The sequence below is a fragment of the Diaminobutyricibacter sp. McL0608 genome, from assembly GCF_039613825.1.
Taxonomy (GTDB): domain Bacteria; phylum Actinomycetota; class Actinomycetes; order Actinomycetales; family Microbacteriaceae; genus Diaminobutyricibacter.
The window spans coordinates 1,994,050-2,009,539 of sequence record NZ_CP154826.1; the positions used below are offsets into that span (position 1 = coordinate 1,994,050).

Below are 15,490 nucleotides of genomic sequence, written 5' to 3' on the forward strand. Positions count from 1 at the left end.
TGGGCGCATGACGGCCACGCTTCTCACGGAGCGACTCATCCTCGACGCGCCGGCTCCCTCCGACGTCGACACGATCCTCGAACTGTGCCAGGACCCGGAGATCCATCGCTGGGTTCCGCTGCCGTGGCCGTACGAGCGCCCCAACGCGGAATACTTCGTCGACAGCTATGTGACGCACGGGCTGGCGAGCGGGGCCTACGTGACCTGGGCGATGCGCACCGCCGCCGACCGCGCGTTCATCGGCGCGATCGAACTCCGCGCCGACCAGGCGGAACGCTCCGCCTCGATCGGCTGCTGGCTGGGCAGGCCGTCGCGGGGTCATGGCTACATGAGAGAAGCCGCCCAGGGGGTCATCGACTACGCGATCGGTCCTTCCGGACCCGGGTACACGCGCCTGCGGTGGGAGGGACTGGTCGGAAACGACGCCAGCCTGCGGATCGCCTCCTCGCTCGGATTCGTGATCGAGCGGGACGAGGAACGCACGGTCGATTTCCGCGGCGAACGACGGCCGGCCTGGCTGGGCGTGCTGGTCACGCCCGAGCGCCGCGCCACCCGCTGACGGGCTGGAGCACGGGATCCGGCCAGGTGCGGTCCGGTTACGATGGAGTGTGCAAACCCCGCTCGCTTACCTGGCCGCGCGCTACACCCTCGGACCACGCTCGCTTCGCTGGGCGACCACGGCGGCCCTCGTCGTCAGCATCATCATCGTGTTCAGCGGGGGAGTCGTGCGGGTCACCGGGTCCGGTCTCGGCTGCCCGACCTGGCCGAGCTGCGAAGTCGGCTCGTTGACGCCCACGCCGGCACTGGGCATCCACGCGATCATCGAGTTCTCCAACCGGATGATGACGGGCGTGCTGTGCGCCGCCGTCGCCTGGGTCATCGTCGCCGCCCGCCTGCAGAAGCCGCGCAACCGCACCATGACTCGCCTGGCGTGGTCGCAGTTCTGGCTGGTCGTCGCGAACGCGATCGCGGGCGGCATCACCGTCCTCACCGCGCTCAACCCCTACATCGTCGCCTTCCACTTCGTCATGGCGATCGCGCTGCTGACCACGACGGCGCTCACCTGGCACCGTGCGCACCTGGGCGAATCGGCGACCGTTGCGATTCCGCGGTCAGCGCGCGCTCTCAGTTACACGCTTCTCGTCGTGACCCTGGTCCTGATCCTGGTCGGGACGCTCGTGTCCGGGTCCGGTCCGCACTCGGGCGACTCGGCCGACGTGCCGCGGATGACATTCGACTGGCAGAACGTCACGATCGTGCACGCCGTGCTCGGCACGGCCACCCTGGTTCTCGCCATCGCGCTCCTCGTCGTGCTGGCGCGCATCCCGGATGCCCGGCTCGCCCGCCGCCGCACGATCACGTTCATCGTCGTCCTGCTCCTGCAGGCCGGCATCGGCGTCGTCCAGTCCCTGACCGGCCTCCCGGATGCGCTGGTCGCCCTGCACCTGCTCGGCGCCGCACTCGTCTGGGTCGGTGTCCTTCGAGTCGTGCTCGACGTCAACCCCGCACTCTTCCCGACCGTCTCGGTCACGACCGGCGAAGCGGAGCGCTCACTGTCAATTCGTTGACACTTCGCAGTCTGCCGGCGGCCTGCCTGTAGAATGAAGTGTTCGTGACGCGCGCCTTCTGGCGCCGAGGCAGCGTCGCCCACGTGCTCGAACATATTAGGTACGCACACCAGCCACTCGCACAATCGTGAACCTCCCGAAGTCGACGCATGTCGCCCAGGGCGGGGAATGAGCCGGAATGACAGCCGGTTACGTGTGGTAGGAAACGAGGTAGATATGTCAGACATCCTGATCGACCGCCCCGAACTCAACAGCCTTGGGCAGTATGAGTTCGGCTGGGCCGATTCCGACGTTGCCGGAGCATCCGCACGCCGCGGAATCTCGCCGGAGGTGGTAACCGACATCTCCAACCTCAAGAACGAACCTGCGTGGATGCTGCAACGCCGCCTCAAGGCCCTTCAGCTCTTCGAGCGCAAGCCGATGCCCACGTGGGGCGCAGACCTGTCGGAGATCGACTTCGACAACATCAAGTACTTCGTGCGGTCGACCGAGAAGCAGGCACAGACCTGGGAAGACCTGCCCGACGACATCAAGAACACGTACGAGAAGCTCGGAATCCCCGAGGCCGAACGCCAGCGCCTCGTCGCCGGTGTCGCGGCCCAGTACGAGTCCGAGGTCGTCTATCACCAGATCAATGCTGAGCTCGAAGCCCAGGGCGTGATCTTCATGGACACCGACACCGCCCTGCGCGAGCACCCCGAGTTCTTCGAGGAGTACTTCGGCACGGTCATCCCGAGCGGTGACAACAAGTTCGCGGCGCTGAACTCCGCGGTCTGGTCCGGCGGCTCCTTCGTCTACGTGCCGCCCGGCGTCCACGTGGACATCCCGCTCCAGGCCTACTTCCGCATCAACACGGAGAACATGGGCCAGTTCGAGCGCACGCTGATCATCGCCGACGAAGGCAGCTACGTCCACTACATCGAGGGCTGCACGGCTCCGATCTACAAGTCGGACTCGCTCCACTCGGCCGTCGTCGAGATCATCGTGAAGAAGAACGCCCGCGTGCGGTACACGACCATCCAGAACTGGTCGAACAACGTCTATAACCTCGTCACGAAACGCGCGACGGCAGCCGCGGGCGCGACCATGGAGTGGATCGACGGCAACATCGGTTCGAAGGTCACCATGAAGTACCCGTCGATCTACCTGATGGGCGAGCACGCCAAGGGCGAGACCCTGTCCGTCGCCTTCGCCGGCCCCGGTCAGCACCAGGACGCCGGCGCGAAGATGATCCACATGGCGCCGTACACGCAGTCGTCGATCGTCTCGAAGTCGATCGCGCGCGGCGGGGGACGCGCCGGCTACCGCGGAGAAGTGCGGGTCGACCAGAACGCCCACCACGCAGCGAACACCGTGCGCTGCGACGCCCTGCTCGTCGACACGATCTCGCGGTCCGACACCTACCCGGCCATCGACATCCGCGTCGATGACGTGCAGCTCGGCCACGAGGCGACCGTGTCGCGCGTGAGCGAAGAGCAGCTCTTCTACCTGATGTCACGCGGAATGCCCGAAGACGAGGCCATGGCGATGATCGTGCGCGGCTTCATCGAGCCGATCGCGCGTGAACTTCCCATGGAATACGCACTCGAACTCAACAAGCTCATCGAAATGGGCATGGAAGGCTCTGTCGGATGACCACTCCCGTCACTCTTCGTCGAAAGGCACTGTCCGCCAAATGAGCACGGCTACAACACCGACGCCCACCACCGCGGCCTCCGGCCCGACATCTGAACAGCACGGAATCAAGAAGCACACCGACGGTGGATGGGGACTGGTCCCCATCCAGACACGGTCCGAGCGCTTCCATTCCACGAATGTCGAAGACTTCCCGGCCATCACAGGCCGCGAAGCCACCTGGAAGTACACGCCGGTCGCCCGGATCGCCGAGTTGACCTCGGGCGAGCTCGACGGCTCGCCTTACGAGGTCACGACGACCGACACCGCCGGCGTGAGCATCGCCTGGGTCGACCGCGACGACGTTCGCATCGGCGGAGCGGGCAAGCCGGAGGAGCGCGCCTCCGCGAACGCGTGGACGAGCTTCGAGAAGGCCCTGGTGATCTCGGTCACCGGTGAGGACGACAAGGAGTTCACACTCACCCGGTCCGAGCTCGGCCAGGGCGCGCGTGGTGCCCACACGATCATCGAGGCCGCGCCGTTCAGTCGTGCCACTCTCATCCTCCAGAACTCCGGCGCGGCGCACCTGACGGAGAACGTCGAAATCGTCCTCGGCGAATCCTCGGCGCTCACCGTCGTGACCGTCCAGGAATGGGATGACGATGCGCTCCACGTGGCGACTCACTTCGCCTCCATCGGACGTGACGCCCTCCTGAAGCACATCGCCGTCACGCTCGGCGGCGGTGTCGTGCGACTCAACCCCGCCGCTCACCTCGTCGGAGCCGGCTCCGACGCCGAACTGCTCGGCGCATACTTCGCCGATGCCGGACAGCACCTCGAGCAGCAGGTCTATGTCTTCCACGACGCGCCCCACACCCGCAGCCGTGTCACCTACAAGGGCGCGCTGCAGGGCGAGGGGGCGCGCACGGTCTGGGTGGGCGACGTGCTGATCGGGCCGAAGGCCGTCGGTACCGACACCTACGAGCAGAACCGCAACCTCGTGCTCACCGACGGCGCCCGCGCGGACTCCGTGCCGAACCTCGAGATCGAGACCGGGGACATCCTCGGCGCCGGTCACGCGAGCGCGACCGGCCGGTTCGACGACGAGCAGCTCTTCTACCTGCAGTCGCGCGGCATCACCGAAGACGAGGCGCGCCGCCTGGTCGTGCGCGGCTTCCTTGCCGAGATCGTCCAGAAGATCGGGTCGCCCGCCCTGCAGGAGCGCCTCACTGCTGCGATCGAAGCGGAGCTCACGGCCCTCGCATCGTCGCAGGACGGCGATGCGCAGGCTGCCGGCATCGAACCCGCCGACGCGGGAGAGAAGTAGTGGGCGCGCGCGCGTGCTCGTTCGACGAGCTCGTCGAGAACCAGGCGATCCGCGTCGTGATCGAGGGCATCCCCATCGCTGTGGTCAAGGACTCGTCCGGGTCCGTGCACGCCATAGGCGACACCTGCACGCACGGCGAGATCTCGCTCTCCGAGGGCTTCGTCGAAGACGAGACCCTCGAATGCTGGGCCCACGGCTCGCAGTTCTCGCTCGTCACGGGCAAACCCCTGAACCTCCCGGCGTACGAGCCGGTCCCCGTCTACCCGGTCGAGCTGATCGACGGAGACGTCTACATCGACCCGACCGCAACGAAAGTGATTTAGAAGCACATGTCAGTTCTTGAGATCCGCGACCTCCACGTCACCGTCGAGACCGAGCAGGGCACCAAGCCCATCCTCAACGGTGTCGACCTGACGATTCGCGAAGGCGAGATCCACGCCATCATGGGCCCGAACGGTTCCGGCAAGTCGACCCTCGCCTACACGATCGCAGGGCACCCGAAGTACAAGGTGACCCACGGCACCATCACCCTCGACGGCGAGGACGTCCTCGCGATGACGGTCGACGCGCGTGCACGTGCAGGCATCTTCCTGGCCATGCAGTACCCCGTCGAGATCCCCGGCGTCACCAACCAGAACTTCCTGCGCACGGCCAAGACCGCGATCGAGGGCGAAGCTCCGGCCATCCGCGGATGGGTCAAGGAGGTCCGCGAGACGATGACCAGGCTGCGCATGGACACCTCCTTCGCCGAGCGCAACGTCAACGAAGGCTTCTCCGGCGGCGAGAAGAAGCGCAACGAGATCCTCCAGCTCGAACTCCTCAAGCCCAAGTTCGCTGTGCTCGACGAGACGGACTCCGGTCTCGACGTGGACGCGCTCAAGGTCGTCTCCGAGGGTGTCAACCGCGCCAAAGAGAACACCGGGCTCGGGATCATGCTGATCACGCACTACACGCGCATCCTCCGCTACATCAAGCCGGACTTCGTGCACGTGTTCGTCGCCGGCCGCGTCGCCGAAGAAGGCGGCCCGGAGCTGGCCGACCGTCTGGAAGACGAAGGATACGACCGCTACACGGAGACGCCGGAGCCGGCTGTCGAAACCGACGTACCCGCCCCGGCAGAGGCGTAGGCTCGGTAGTGATCGAAAGGACTATGGCATGGTTGCGACCCTGAGTCCGGAGCTCTTCGACCAGGTCGAAGAGGCTCTGAAAGACGTGGTCGACCCCGAACTCGGGGTGAACGTGGTTGACCTCGGCCTGATCTACGATCTCGGCTGGGACGACGAGAACAACGCACTCATCATCTCCATGACCCTGACGAGCGCCGGATGCCCGCTCACCGACGTACTCGAGGAGCAGACCGCCGAATCGCTCGACGGAATCGTCGAAGCGTTCCGGATCAACTGGGTCTGGATGCCGCCGTGGGGTCCAGAGCGGATCACCGACGACGGTCGCGACATGATGCGGGCGATCGGCTTCGCGATCTGACCCGGTCCGGGCCGACTACCTGTAGCCGCCCGGAAGGACTCCGCCGATTCGTCGGAGGAGTCCGCCTGCGCTGCGCTCGGCTGCCGTTCGGTGAGGCAAATATACTTGGACCCACACCCCTACCCCCTGTCGTGGAGACACGACGAAAGAATGGACGACTCCTGTGCTCAGTGTGCATGACCTTGAGCTCAGAGTAGGCGCCAGACTCCTCATGGAAGGAGTCGACTTCCGCGTAGCGGACGGGGACAAGATCGGGCTCGTCGGGCGCAACGGCGCGGGCAAGACCACGCTCACGAAGGTTCTGGCGGGGGAGAGCCTCCCCACCGGCGGCCGGGTGGACCGCAGCGAAGAGATCGGTTACCTCCCCCAGGATCCGCGCTCCGGCAACCCTGAAGACCTTGCCCGTACCCGCATCCTGGATGCCCGCGGGCTGGGAAGCATCGTGCTCGGGATGCAGCAGTCGACGCACGACATGGCCAGCGACGACCCCGCGGTCAGTGCCGCCGCGATGAAGAAGTACGGCCGGCTGGAGGAGCAGTTCCACATGCTCGGCGGGTACGCGGCCGAAGCCGAAGCCGCCTCCATCGCGAGCAACCTCAACCTGCCCGACCGCATCCTCGACCAGCAGCTGAAGACTCTCTCCGGCGGCCAGCGGCGACGTATCGAACTCGCGCGCATCCTGTTCTCGGACGCCAGGACGATGATCCTCGACGAGCCGACGAACCACCTCGATGCCGACTCCGTCGTCTGGCTGCGGGAGTTCCTGAAGAACTACACCGGCGGGTTCATCGTCATCAGCCACGATGTCGAGCTGGTGGGCGAGACCGTGAACCGCGTCTTCTACCTTGATGCAAACCGCCAGGTCATCGACATCTACAACATGGGCTGGAAGAACTACCAGCGCCAGCGGGCGGCCGACGAGGAACGCCGCAAGAAGGAGCGCGCCAACGCCGAGAAGAAGGCCGGCGCACTTCAGCTCCAGGCTGCGAAGTTCGGAGCAAAGGCCACCAAGGCGGCCGCGGCGCACCAGATGGTCGCGCGCGCCGAGAAGCTGCTCGCTGGACTCGAGGACGTGCGCTCGGTCGACCGGGTCGCGAAGCTCCGGTTCCCGACGCCGGCACCGTGCGGCCGCACCCCGCTCCAGGCGAGCGACCTCTCGAAGAGCTACGGTTCGCTCGAGATCTTCGCCGCCGTCGACCTCGCCATCGACCGCGGCTCCAAAGTCGTGGTGCTGGGACTGAACGGGGCGGGCAAGACCACCCTTCTGCGGATGCTGGCGGGAGTGGACCTGCCGGACACCGGTCAGATCGAACCCGGCCACGGCCTGCGCATCGGCTACTACGCGCAGGAGCATGAGACCATCGACGTCAAGGCGTCCGTGCTGCAGAACATGGTGTCGTCGTCGCCGAACCTGACGGAGACGGAAGCGCGCCGCGTTCTCGGCTCGTTCCTGTTCACCGGCGACGACTCGCACAAGCCGGCGGGGGTGCTCTCAGGCGGCGAGAAGACCCGTCTCGCGCTTGCGATGATCGTCGTCTCCGGTGCAAACGTGCTGCTGCTCGACGAACCCACGAACAACCTCGACCCGGCGAGCCGCAACGAGATCCTCGATGCCCTGGCGCATTACGAAGGCGCCGTCGTTCTCGTCAGCCACGATGAGGGCGCCGTCGAAGCGCTCAACCCGGAGCGCGTGCTCATCATGCCCGACGGCGTCGAGGACCACTGGAACAAGGACTACCTCGACCTGATCTCGCTGGCCTAAGGCTTGCACCACGAACCCTTCGCGAGCGCAGCTCGCTCGGAACTGGCGTCGCGGGATCGCATGCGATCCTCTTAGCTCCAGCGTTCCAGCAGGTCATCTTCGATCTCGGCGTCTGTGCGCGTCTTCAGCGACTTGCGGCGTTCCCGCTCAGCAGCGCGAGCCTGCTCGGCAGGGTCATCCTCGTTGAGCTTCCGATATTCCGTGCGAAGCGCGTAACCCAGCCCGAAGAAGCCGATCAGGGCAAAGATTATCCATTGGATCATATACGACCAATGCAATCCCTCGTCCTGGGTCGGAGCAGCCGTCACCGTCGGCGTCGGTGCCGAAGCGGGCGACGGGTCCTGCGAGTCGAGCAGTCCATAGGCCGCCGTGTAGACGTCTCCGCCGATCCGTGCGTGGATGTCCGGGAGTTCGATCGTCGCCACCTGATCGCCGATGCCCGAACGCCCCTCCAGGCGCGGTTCGCCCGGCTTCAGTCGCGCGATGACCGTTACCTCGCCACCAGGGGCCGCCGGAACACTGTCTGGTGCGTCGGTGCGATTCCCGGTGGGAACCCACCCGCGATCGACGATGAAGAGGGACCCGTCGGCCAGCCGGAGCGGCGTGAGGACTTCGAAGCCCGGCGTGCTGTTGAGGGGACGGTTGCGAACGAGGAGCTCGTCATCCGTTACGTATGTCCCGGTCACGGTGACCCGCTTCCACTCCTGGTTCCTCGAGAAGGACGTCAGCGTCGGCATCACCTGTTGGAGGGGGACCGGCTGTGAATTGAAATTCGCGTCGAGGAGGGCGTTCGCCGCCGCTGCCTCTTTGCTGCGGGCGAGCTGCCAGGCGGACAGGCCACCGCAAGCGATCGCGAACACGATCGCGAACGCGATGTACCCGAGCCAGCGCCGCGAGAAGGCGAATCTCCAGCCCTTCACGAAGCCGCTCCGCCCACGACGGTCGGCTCGATGGCGACCACGCGCAGCGGGAACTCGCGAGCGGCGAGGAACTCACGCAGGAAATCCACGTGCTCAGCGCACGCCAGCCAGACCTTCACGCGATCCTCCGAATGGATCTTCGGGTTGCGCCACTCGATACGCCACGCGGCCGCCTCGCGGCAGTTCGCGCGGGAACACGTCAGCGCCTCCGGTTCACCGAACCCGATCACGTGCCGTGCTCCCTCTGTTGCTCTTCGCCGTCTTGTTCACCCGCATCGTCGTCAACGTCCGCATTCGTGCCGGCATCCGCATCAGCGCCCTCTTCTGCGCCCGCGTCCGCGCCCGGCGAAGAAGCCGGAGGCGTCATGGGAAGGATATTGCCCGGACGCTGAACGTCCGCTTGACGCGGATCGGCCCCGACATTCGCGACGACCACAGCGAAATAGGGCAGGAAGACCGCACCGATCGCAGGGATGACCGCCCACCAGCCCGGAACGAACAGGATGGAGATGATGCAGAGCACGCGGATGCCCATCGCCACCGAATATTTGATCATCCGGCGACGTCGCTCCTCGTCAGGCGAGAGCGGAAGATTGGTGATCGACTGTTGTTGCTTCATGTCCGTTACGGGTGCCGCGAATCGGGCCCGATCCGTCCCCTCAAGCCTACGTCCAACCCAGACCATAAACTGATACGCGTTCGATGTCAGGCGCTCGGCCTGGACACAGGAGAGGATCCCGGATGACAACCCCACGCACAGTGCTCGTGACCGGCGGAAACCGCGGAATCGGTTTCGCCATCGCCGAGGAGTTCCTGGCGCAGGGCCATCGGGTCGCCGTGACCGCGCGTTCGGGCGAAGGCCCGGCTGGAAGTCTCACGGTCCGGGCCGATGTGACCGATACGGCGGGAGTCGACGCGGCATTCACCGAGGTCGAAGAGAAGCTCGGCCCGGTCGAGGTCGTGATAGCGAATGCGGGGATCACCCGCGACACCCTGCTCATGCGTATGACCGAGGACGACTTCGACGCCGTCGTCGACACGAACCTGGGCGGCTCGTTCCGTGTGATCAAGCGCGCGTCGAAGAACATGCTGAAAGCGCGCTACGGCCGCATCGTGCTGATCTCGAGCGTCGTCGGCCTCTACGGGTCGGCGGGTCAGGTCAACTACGCCGCATCGAAAGCGGGTCTGGTCGGCATGGCACGGTCGATCACCCGCGAGCTCGGCGCCCGCGGGATCACCGCGAACGTCGTCGCTCCAGGGTTCATCGAGACGGATATGACCGCGGAGCTCCCGGAGACCCAGCAGGCCGAGTACAAACGGAACATCCCCGCGGGACGTTTCGCCACACCGAACGAGGTCGCGAAGGTCGTGGCCTGGATCGCGGGCGACGACGCCGCGTACATCTCGGGTGCCGTCATCCCCGTCGACGGCGGCCTCGGGATGGGACATTGACGCTGGCGCGCTGGAGCTGAGAGGTCGCATTGCGACCCCGCGACGCCAGCGCCGAGCGAGCTGTGCTCGCGAGGGCGCACTCCTAACCCCGCAGCCCCAATAGTCCCAGCACCTGCGACAGATCCTGGCGGTCCACGACGACGTTCGCTTCGTCGCGCACGCGCGGTTTCGCGTTGAAGGCGACGGACAGGGCCGCTACGGCCATCATCCGCAGGTCGTTCGCGCCGTCGCCGACGGCGACCGTGCGACTCAGCGGGATGCCCGCGGCAGCCGCCCACTCGCGAAGCGCATCCGCCTTGGCCTGCGCATCCACGATCGCACCGACCAACCCGCCGGTGAGCACCCCGCCTGACACCTCGAGCCGGTTCGCCCGCCAGTGGTCCAGCCCGAGCCGATGGCCCAGCCCGTCGAGCACTTCGTGAAAACCACCCGAGACCACTCCGACCGCGCCGCCAGCTCCGCGAACGCCGGAGACGAGGTCCGCGACACCGTCTGTGACGCGCACCCTCTGACCGACGTGCTCGAAGACCTCGACCCGAAGCCCGGCGAGCGTCCTGACGCGTTCACGCAGGCTCTGCTCGAAGTCGAGCTCGCCGCGCATCGCCCGGTCGGTGATCTCAGCGACTTCGGTGCGGGACCCGGCTTCTTCCGCGAGCAGTTCGATCACCTCGTCGTGGATGAGGGTCGAATCGGCGTCGAGCACCACGAGGAAACGGGGCGAGCCGACGATCTGTTCAGTTGCGGCGCTGAGCGCGGTGGAACGCTGCGTCATGGAACGACGTGTACTCCCTTGCCGACGACGGTGATACCGGACTCGGTCACGGTGAAGCCCCGCGCACGGTCCCGTGCGGGGTCGACGCCGATGGAGGCACCGGCCGCTACGATCACATCCTTGTCGAGGATAGCGCGACCCACGAAGGCGTTCGGTTCGATGACGGCTCGCTCGAAGACCACCGAGTCGACGACGTGCGCGCCCGATTCGATCTTCGCCCACGGCCCGAGCACGCTGCGTTCGAGATGCGCACCGGAGATCACGCTGCCGAGGGAGACGATCGAGTCGATGGTGACACCGAGCGAACCGCGTCCGTCGCGCACCAGCTTGGCCGGAGGGGAGTTGAGCTGCTGGCTGAAGATCGGCCACCAGCGGTTGTAGAGGTTGAAGACGGGCAGCGCCGAGATCAGGTCCTGGTGCGCCTCGAAGAACGACTCGATCGTTCCCACATCCCGCCAGTAGTAGCGGTCGCGGTCGGTCGAACCCGGCACGTCGTTGCGTTTGAAGTCGTAGACGCCGGCCTCACCACGACTGACGAAGTCGGGGATGATGTCGCCGCCCATGTCGTGGTTCGAGTCCGGCCGGTCCCCGTCGCGGATGACGGCCTCGATGAGCGCATCCGCATCGAAGACGTAGTTTCCCATCGACGCGAGGACCTCGTCCGGCGAATCCGGAAGCCCCACCGGGTCGGTCGGCTTCTCGCGGAACGCGGCGATGCGGTCCGGATGCTTCGGGTCGACCTCGATCACCCCGAACTGGTCGGCGAGGCTGATGGGCTGGCGGATCGCCGCAACGGTCGCAGGCGCACCCGACTCGATGTGCGCCTCGATCATCTGAGCGAAATCCATGCGGTATACGTGGTCGGCACCGACCACAACGACGATGTCGGGCTTCTCGTCGCGCAGCAGGTTGAGGCTCTGCAGGATTGCATCCGCAGACCCGCTGAACCAGCGCTTGCCCAGTCGCTGCTGCGCGGGAACAGAGGCGATGTAGGAGTTCAGCATGCCGTCGAGCCGCCAGGTCTGCGACACGTGGCGGTCGAGACTGTGCGACTTGTACTGGGTGAGCACGACGACCTGGCGCAGGTTGGAATTGATCAGGTTCGACAGGGCGAAGTCGATCAATCGGTACTGTCCTGCGAACGGGACCGCCGGCTTGGCTCGATCGGCTGTGAGCGGCATCAGCCGCTTCCCTTCGCCACCAGCAAGGACGATGCCGAAGATCTTTGTGCCAGCCATGGCTCCAGAGTAGAGGCATCCCCGCGGCTGTACTAGCGTTCAGGTCATGCGAGTCGATCTGCTCACCCGTGAATACCCGCCGGAGATCTACGGGGGTGCCGGGGTGCACGTCGCCGAGCTCGTCCGGGCCCTGCGGGTCGACACCGATGTGGTCGTGCGCTGCTTCGGAGCTCCCCGCGACGAACCGAACGTGTACGCATACGGCGTCCCTTCCGAGCTCGCCAATGCGAACGGCGCGATCGCGACGCTCGGCGTCGACCTCCGGATGGCGCAGGACGCGGGCGGTGCAGATCTCGTGCACTCGCACACCTGGTACGCGAACGCCGCGGGGCAGCTCGCCTCCCTGCTCCACGGCATCCCGCACGTCATCACCGCCCACAGTCTCGAACCGCTCCGCCCCTGGAAGGCCGAACAGCTCGGCGGCGGCTACCGGGTCTCGAGCTGGATCGAACGTTCGGCGTTCGAATCGGCGGATGCGGTGATCGCGGTCAGCGACGGCATGCGGCGAGACATGCTGCGCAGCTATCCCGCCCTTGACCCCGACAAGGTGAAAACCGTCTACAACGGCATCGACCTCGAACGGTGGAAGCCGCTGGAGGACGACGACCTCGCGCGTTCGCTCGGCGTGGATCCCGACCGCCCCGCGGTCGTCTTCGTCGGGCGGATCACGCGGCAGAAAGGCCTGCCGTACCTGTTGCGGGCCGCGAAACTCCTGCCGTCGGACGTGCAGGTCGTACTGTGCGCCGGCGCCCCGGACACCCCGGAGATCATGGCAGAGGTCACACGCGGCGTCGAAGCCCTCCAGGCGGAGCGCGCAGGGGTCGTGTGGATCGACCGCCTGCTCAGCCAGACGGAGCTGCGTGCGGTGCTCACCGCATCCACCGTGTTCGTCTGCCCGTCGATCTACGAACCGCTCGGAATCGTCAACCTCGAGGCGATGGCCTGCGGCCTTCCGGTCGTCGGGACGGCCACCGGCGGCATCCCCGAAGTCATCATCGACGGGGTCACCGGCCGTCTCGTGCCCATCGACCAGCTCCAGGACGGAACAGGAACACCGACCGATCCGGATGCGTTCGTGGCCGAGCTCGCGGCCGCACTCATCGAGGTCGTCGGTGACCGGGACCGGGCGGCGCTGATGGGAAGCGCGGGCAGGCTCCGTGCCGAAACGGCGTTCAGCTGGACCTCCATCGCCGAGCAGACACGGGAGATCTACCGGTCGCTTCTCGCCTGAGAACGCCCGGTAGGCTAGAACCATGGCCAGCGTTCTCAAGCTCACTGATGTGTCCATCGTCCGCGACGAGAATACGATTCTCGAAAGTGTGAACTGGACCGTCGAGCCGGACGAACGGTGGGTGATCCTCGGTCCGAACGGCGCAGGCAAGACCACGCTCCTGCAGATCGCCGCCGCAGCCCTGCACCCGACGAGCGGCAAGGCGGATGTGCTGGGGGAGCGCCTCGGCAAGAGCGACCTCGCCGAGCTCCGTCCGCGGATCGGCTTCGCCTCCAGCGCCATGGCCCGCCGTATCCCGCGAAACGAGACCGTTCTCGACGTCGTGATGACCGCCGCCTACGCTGTCACCGGCCGCTGGAATGAAGAGTACGAGGAGATCGACGAGCGTCGCGCCCACCGCGTTCTCAACGAGTGGAACCTCGACCACCTCTCGGAACGGGCCTTCGGCACTCTGAGCGACGGCGAGCAGAAGCGGGTCCAGATCGCGCGTGCCGTCATGACGGACCCGGAGATCCTGCTGCTCGACGAACCGGCCGCCAGCCTCGACCTGGGCGGGCGCGAAGAGCTTCTGCAGCTGCTCGGCGGCTTTGCGAGCGATCCACGGTCGCCTGCCATCGTCATGGTCACCCACCATGTCGAAGAGATCCCTCTCGGCTTCCGCAACGCGCTGCTGCTGCGCCAGGGCGGCATCGTCGCCCAGGGAGCCATCGACAGCGTGATCACGTCCGAGAAGCTGAGCGACACCTTCGGCCTCGGTATCGAGCTCGCAGAGTCCGACGGTCGCTACAGCGCACGGGCCGCCGTAGCCGCGGAGTCCTGAACCATCTGCTAAACTCGATAGCTGGCCCACGGGCCACCACGCTTCTCGCCCCGCGCGACACACGTGCAGCGCAGCGGGCAAGACCCCCTAATCACTACGCAACAAGGAAGTCCTGATGAAGACTGACATTCACCCCGAGTACGCTCCGGTGGTTTTCCGCGACCTGGCATCGGGTGCGACGTTCCTTACCCGTTCCACGGTGACGAGCGACAAGACCATCGAGTGGGAAGACGGCAACACCTACCCGGTGATCGACGTCGAGATCTCGTCCGAGTCGCACCCGTTCTACACGGGCAAGCAGCGCATCCTCGACTCGGCCGGCCGCGTCGAGAAGTTCAACTCGCGTTACAAGGGCTTCGGCAAGTAACCACCTGCTTACGAAAAGGCGACCGGCTCCGGCCGGTCGCCTTTTCGTGCGCGCTGGAGTTGAAAGGATCGCATCGCGATCTTGCGCGCTGGAGCGAAGAGGATCGCACCGCGATCCTGCGCGCTGGAGCGAAGAGGATCGCACCGCGATCCTGCGCGCTGGAACTGAAAGGATCGCGTGCGATCCCGCGACGCCAGCGCCGAGGCAGCTATGCTGCCGAGGCCCGGTGCCTCAGAGAGACCCCGTCAGCGAACAGGCCACGCCCCCGACGTGGTGAACAACGGGTTGTGCTCGCGGCGCATGTAAGCCTGGAAGTCTTCGGCCTGCTCCCGGCTCCACTGCACCTGACGGAGATGCAACTCGGCTGCCTCGAGGGCAAGCTCTTCGGTGTGAAGCCGGGCGAGTGCCTGAGCGACCCGGCCGGCGGCGATCGCATCCGCCCCTGCGTCGTGCGCGTCGGTCAGGTCGACGCCGTAGAACAGGGCAGTCAGCTCGAGAGTGCGCTTGCCCTTGCGGTACTTGTCGACCGCCTTGTCGATCACGAGAGGATCGATGATCGGGCCCGGCGCGCTCAGCGGCTGGATGCCGTAGCGGAGCGCCTCACGGTTCAGGAGGGTGAAGTCATAGGGGGCGTTGTAGGCGACGACCGGCGTTCCCCGGTCGAAGACGGCCCGCAGCGCACCGACGATCTGTGCGACGGCCACCACGGCCGGCAGGCCGCGGGTGCGGGCGTGCTCGGTGCTGATGCCGTGAACGGCCGTTGCCTCGACCGGGATCTCGACGCCCGGGTCGACGAGCCAATCGTTGCGCTCGACGACCAGGCCTTCGGCGTTCAGGACACCCACGTGCGCTGACACTATACGGGAGGTCTCGACGTCGATTCCTGTGGTCTCGAGGTCGAATACGCCCAGTTCTTCGTGCCAGTTGCTCATGA

At 66.2% G+C, this 15,490-nt stretch carries 18 protein-coding genes; 12 read left to right on the forward strand and 6 right to left on the reverse strand.

Annotated elements, in window-relative coordinates; translation table 11 throughout:
* Positions 1-7 precede the first annotated feature (7 nt).
* From AAYO93_RS09400 to AAYO93_RS09435, 8 genes are all read left to right on the forward strand, one after another.
* Positions 8-559: a GNAT family N-acetyltransferase gene (locus AAYO93_RS09400; RefSeq protein WP_345764715.1), complete on the forward strand. Its 552-nt coding sequence runs from the start codon at positions 8-10 to the stop codon at positions 557-559.
* 49 nt (positions 560-608) lie between these two features.
* Positions 609-1,568 carry a COX15/CtaA family protein gene (locus AAYO93_RS09405; protein WP_345764716.1) on the forward strand — a complete coding sequence of 320 codons (960 nt, stop codon included), beginning with the start codon at positions 609-611 and terminating at the stop codon, positions 1,566-1,568.
* 216 nt (positions 1,569-1,784) lie between these two features.
* On the forward strand, positions 1,785-3,203 hold the full coding sequence (sufB, locus tag AAYO93_RS09410; RefSeq protein WP_345764717.1) for a Fe-S cluster assembly protein SufB: 1,419 nt from the start codon (positions 1,785-1,787) through the stop codon (positions 3,201-3,203).
* Positions 3,204-3,243: 40 nt separating this feature from the next.
* Complete coding sequence (gene sufD, locus AAYO93_RS09415; protein ID WP_345764718.1) at positions 3,244-4,509, forward strand: Fe-S cluster assembly protein SufD; 1,266 nt, start codon at positions 3,244-3,246, stop codon at positions 4,507-4,509.
* Positions 4,509-4,832: a non-heme iron oxygenase ferredoxin subunit gene (locus AAYO93_RS09420; protein ID WP_345764719.1), complete on the forward strand. Its 324-nt coding sequence runs from the start codon at positions 4,509-4,511 to the stop codon at positions 4,830-4,832. Before sufD ends, AAYO93_RS09420 begins: the two co-directional genes overlap by 1 nt.
* 6 nt (positions 4,833-4,838) lie before the next feature.
* Positions 4,839-5,636, forward strand: a complete 798-nt coding sequence (gene sufC, locus AAYO93_RS09425) for a Fe-S cluster assembly ATPase SufC (RefSeq protein ID WP_345764720.1) — start codon at positions 4,839-4,841, stop codon at positions 5,634-5,636.
* A 28-nt stretch (positions 5,637-5,664) separates the two neighbouring features.
* Positions 5,665-5,994, forward strand: a complete 330-nt coding sequence (locus AAYO93_RS09430; RefSeq protein WP_345764721.1) for a metal-sulfur cluster assembly factor — start codon at positions 5,665-5,667, stop codon at positions 5,992-5,994.
* A gap of 163 nt (positions 5,995-6,157) precedes the next feature.
* Positions 6,158-7,756, forward strand: a complete 1,599-nt coding sequence (locus tag AAYO93_RS09435; protein WP_345764722.1) for an ABC-F family ATP-binding cassette domain-containing protein — start codon at positions 6,158-6,160, stop codon at positions 7,754-7,756.
* Positions 7,757-7,827: 71 nt separating this feature from the next.
* Here AAYO93_RS09435 and AAYO93_RS09440 read toward each other — a convergent pair whose 3' ends face one another.
* Genes AAYO93_RS09440 through AAYO93_RS09450 form a run of 3 tightly spaced genes read right to left on the reverse strand, consistent with a single transcriptional unit; the run spans position 7,828 to position 9,295 of the window.
* Complete coding sequence (locus AAYO93_RS09440; protein ID WP_345764723.1) at positions 7,828-8,676, reverse strand: SURF1 family cytochrome oxidase biogenesis protein; 849 nt, start codon at positions 8,674-8,676, stop codon at positions 7,828-7,830.
* Positions 8,673-8,906, reverse strand: coding sequence for a hypothetical protein (locus AAYO93_RS09445; RefSeq protein ID WP_345764724.1), 234 nt, complete (start codon positions 8,904-8,906; stop codon positions 8,673-8,675). The genes AAYO93_RS09440 and AAYO93_RS09445 overlap by 4 nt, the downstream gene beginning before the upstream one ends.
* Positions 8,903-9,295: a DUF3099 domain-containing protein gene (locus tag AAYO93_RS09450; protein WP_345764725.1), complete on the reverse strand. Its 393-nt coding sequence runs from the start codon at positions 9,293-9,295 to the stop codon at positions 8,903-8,905. Before AAYO93_RS09450 ends, AAYO93_RS09445 begins: the two co-directional genes overlap by 4 nt.
* Before the next feature lie 122 nt (positions 9,296-9,417).
* Here AAYO93_RS09450 and fabG point away from each other — a divergent pair, with 122 nt between their 5' ends.
* The gene (gene fabG, locus AAYO93_RS09455; protein ID WP_345764726.1) at positions 9,418-10,128 is read left to right on the forward strand and encodes a 3-oxoacyl-ACP reductase FabG; all 711 of its coding nucleotides are present in this window, start codon (positions 9,418-9,420) and stop codon (positions 10,126-10,128) included.
* Between the two features lie 82 nt (positions 10,129-10,210).
* Here fabG and serB read toward each other — a convergent pair whose 3' ends face one another.
* Positions 10,211-10,900, reverse strand: a complete 690-nt coding sequence (gene serB / locus AAYO93_RS09460) for a phosphoserine phosphatase SerB (protein ID WP_345764727.1) — start codon at positions 10,898-10,900, stop codon at positions 10,211-10,213.
* A complete protein-coding gene (locus AAYO93_RS09465; protein WP_345764728.1) occupies positions 10,897-12,138 on the reverse strand; it encodes a glucose-1-phosphate adenylyltransferase in 1,242 nt (413 codons plus the stop codon). The genes serB and AAYO93_RS09465 overlap by 4 nt, the downstream gene beginning before the upstream one ends.
* 46 nt (positions 12,139-12,184) lie before the next feature.
* Between AAYO93_RS09465 and glgA the strand changes: the two genes are divergently transcribed.
* From glgA to AAYO93_RS09480, 3 genes are all read left to right on the forward strand, one after another.
* Positions 12,185-13,369, forward strand: a complete 1,185-nt coding sequence (glgA, locus tag AAYO93_RS09470; RefSeq protein WP_345764729.1) for a glycogen synthase — start codon at positions 12,185-12,187, stop codon at positions 13,367-13,369.
* Positions 13,370-13,391: 22 nt separating this feature from the next.
* The gene (locus AAYO93_RS09475) at positions 13,392-14,189 is read left to right on the forward strand and encodes an ABC transporter ATP-binding protein (RefSeq protein ID WP_345764730.1); all 798 of its coding nucleotides are present in this window, start codon (positions 13,392-13,394) and stop codon (positions 14,187-14,189) included.
* Between the two features lie 115 nt (positions 14,190-14,304).
* Positions 14,305-14,556: a type B 50S ribosomal protein L31 gene (locus tag AAYO93_RS09480; protein WP_345764731.1), complete on the forward strand. Its 252-nt coding sequence runs from the start codon at positions 14,305-14,307 to the stop codon at positions 14,554-14,556.
* A 245-nt stretch (positions 14,557-14,801) separates the two neighbouring features.
* On the opposite strand, the gene AAYO93_RS09485 is transcribed toward AAYO93_RS09480, so the two are convergent.
* Entirely contained in the window at positions 14,802-15,488 is a 687-nt protein-coding gene (locus AAYO93_RS09485) for an exonuclease domain-containing protein (RefSeq protein WP_345764732.1), read from the reverse strand.
* Positions 15,489-15,490 lie beyond the last annotated feature (2 nt).

Excerpts from the sequence above, each read along its gene's own strand:
- AAYO93_RS09400 (WP_345764715.1), top strand. The coding sequence starts at position 8 with ATGACGGCCACGCTTCTCACGGAGCGACTCATCCTCGACGCGCCGGCT.
- sufB (WP_345764717.1), top strand. The coding sequence starts at position 1,785 with ATGTCAGACATCCTGATCGACCGCCCCGAACTCAACAGCCTTGGGCAG.
- sufD (WP_345764718.1), top strand. The coding sequence starts at position 3,244 with ATGAGCACGGCTACAACACCGACGCCCACCACCGCGGCCTCCGGCCCG.
- sufC (WP_345764720.1), top strand. The coding sequence starts at position 4,839 with ATGTCAGTTCTTGAGATCCGCGACCTCCACGTCACCGTCGAGACCGAG.
- AAYO93_RS09430 (WP_345764721.1), top strand. The coding sequence starts at position 5,665 with ATGGTTGCGACCCTGAGTCCGGAGCTCTTCGACCAGGTCGAAGAGGCT.
- AAYO93_RS09450 (WP_345764725.1), bottom strand. The coding sequence starts at position 9,295 with ATGAAGCAACAACAGTCGATCACCAATCTTCCGCTCTCGCCTGACGAG.
- fabG (WP_345764726.1), top strand. The coding sequence starts at position 9,418 with ATGACAACCCCACGCACAGTGCTCGTGACCGGCGGAAACCGCGGAATC.
- serB (WP_345764727.1), bottom strand. The coding sequence starts at position 10,900 with ATGACGCAGCGTTCCACCGCGCTCAGCGCCGCAACTGAACAGATCGTC.
- AAYO93_RS09465 (WP_345764728.1), bottom strand. The coding sequence starts at position 12,138 with ATGGCTGGCACAAAGATCTTCGGCATCGTCCTTGCTGGTGGCGAAGGG.
- glgA (WP_345764729.1), top strand. The coding sequence starts at position 12,185 with ATGCGAGTCGATCTGCTCACCCGTGAATACCCGCCGGAGATCTACGGG.
- AAYO93_RS09475 (WP_345764730.1), top strand. The coding sequence starts at position 13,392 with ATGGCCAGCGTTCTCAAGCTCACTGATGTGTCCATCGTCCGCGACGAG.
- AAYO93_RS09480 (WP_345764731.1), top strand. The coding sequence starts at position 14,305 with ATGAAGACTGACATTCACCCCGAGTACGCTCCGGTGGTTTTCCGCGAC.
- AAYO93_RS09485 (WP_345764732.1), bottom strand. The coding sequence starts at position 15,488 with ATGAGCAACTGGCACGAAGAACTGGGCGTATTCGACCTCGAGACCACA.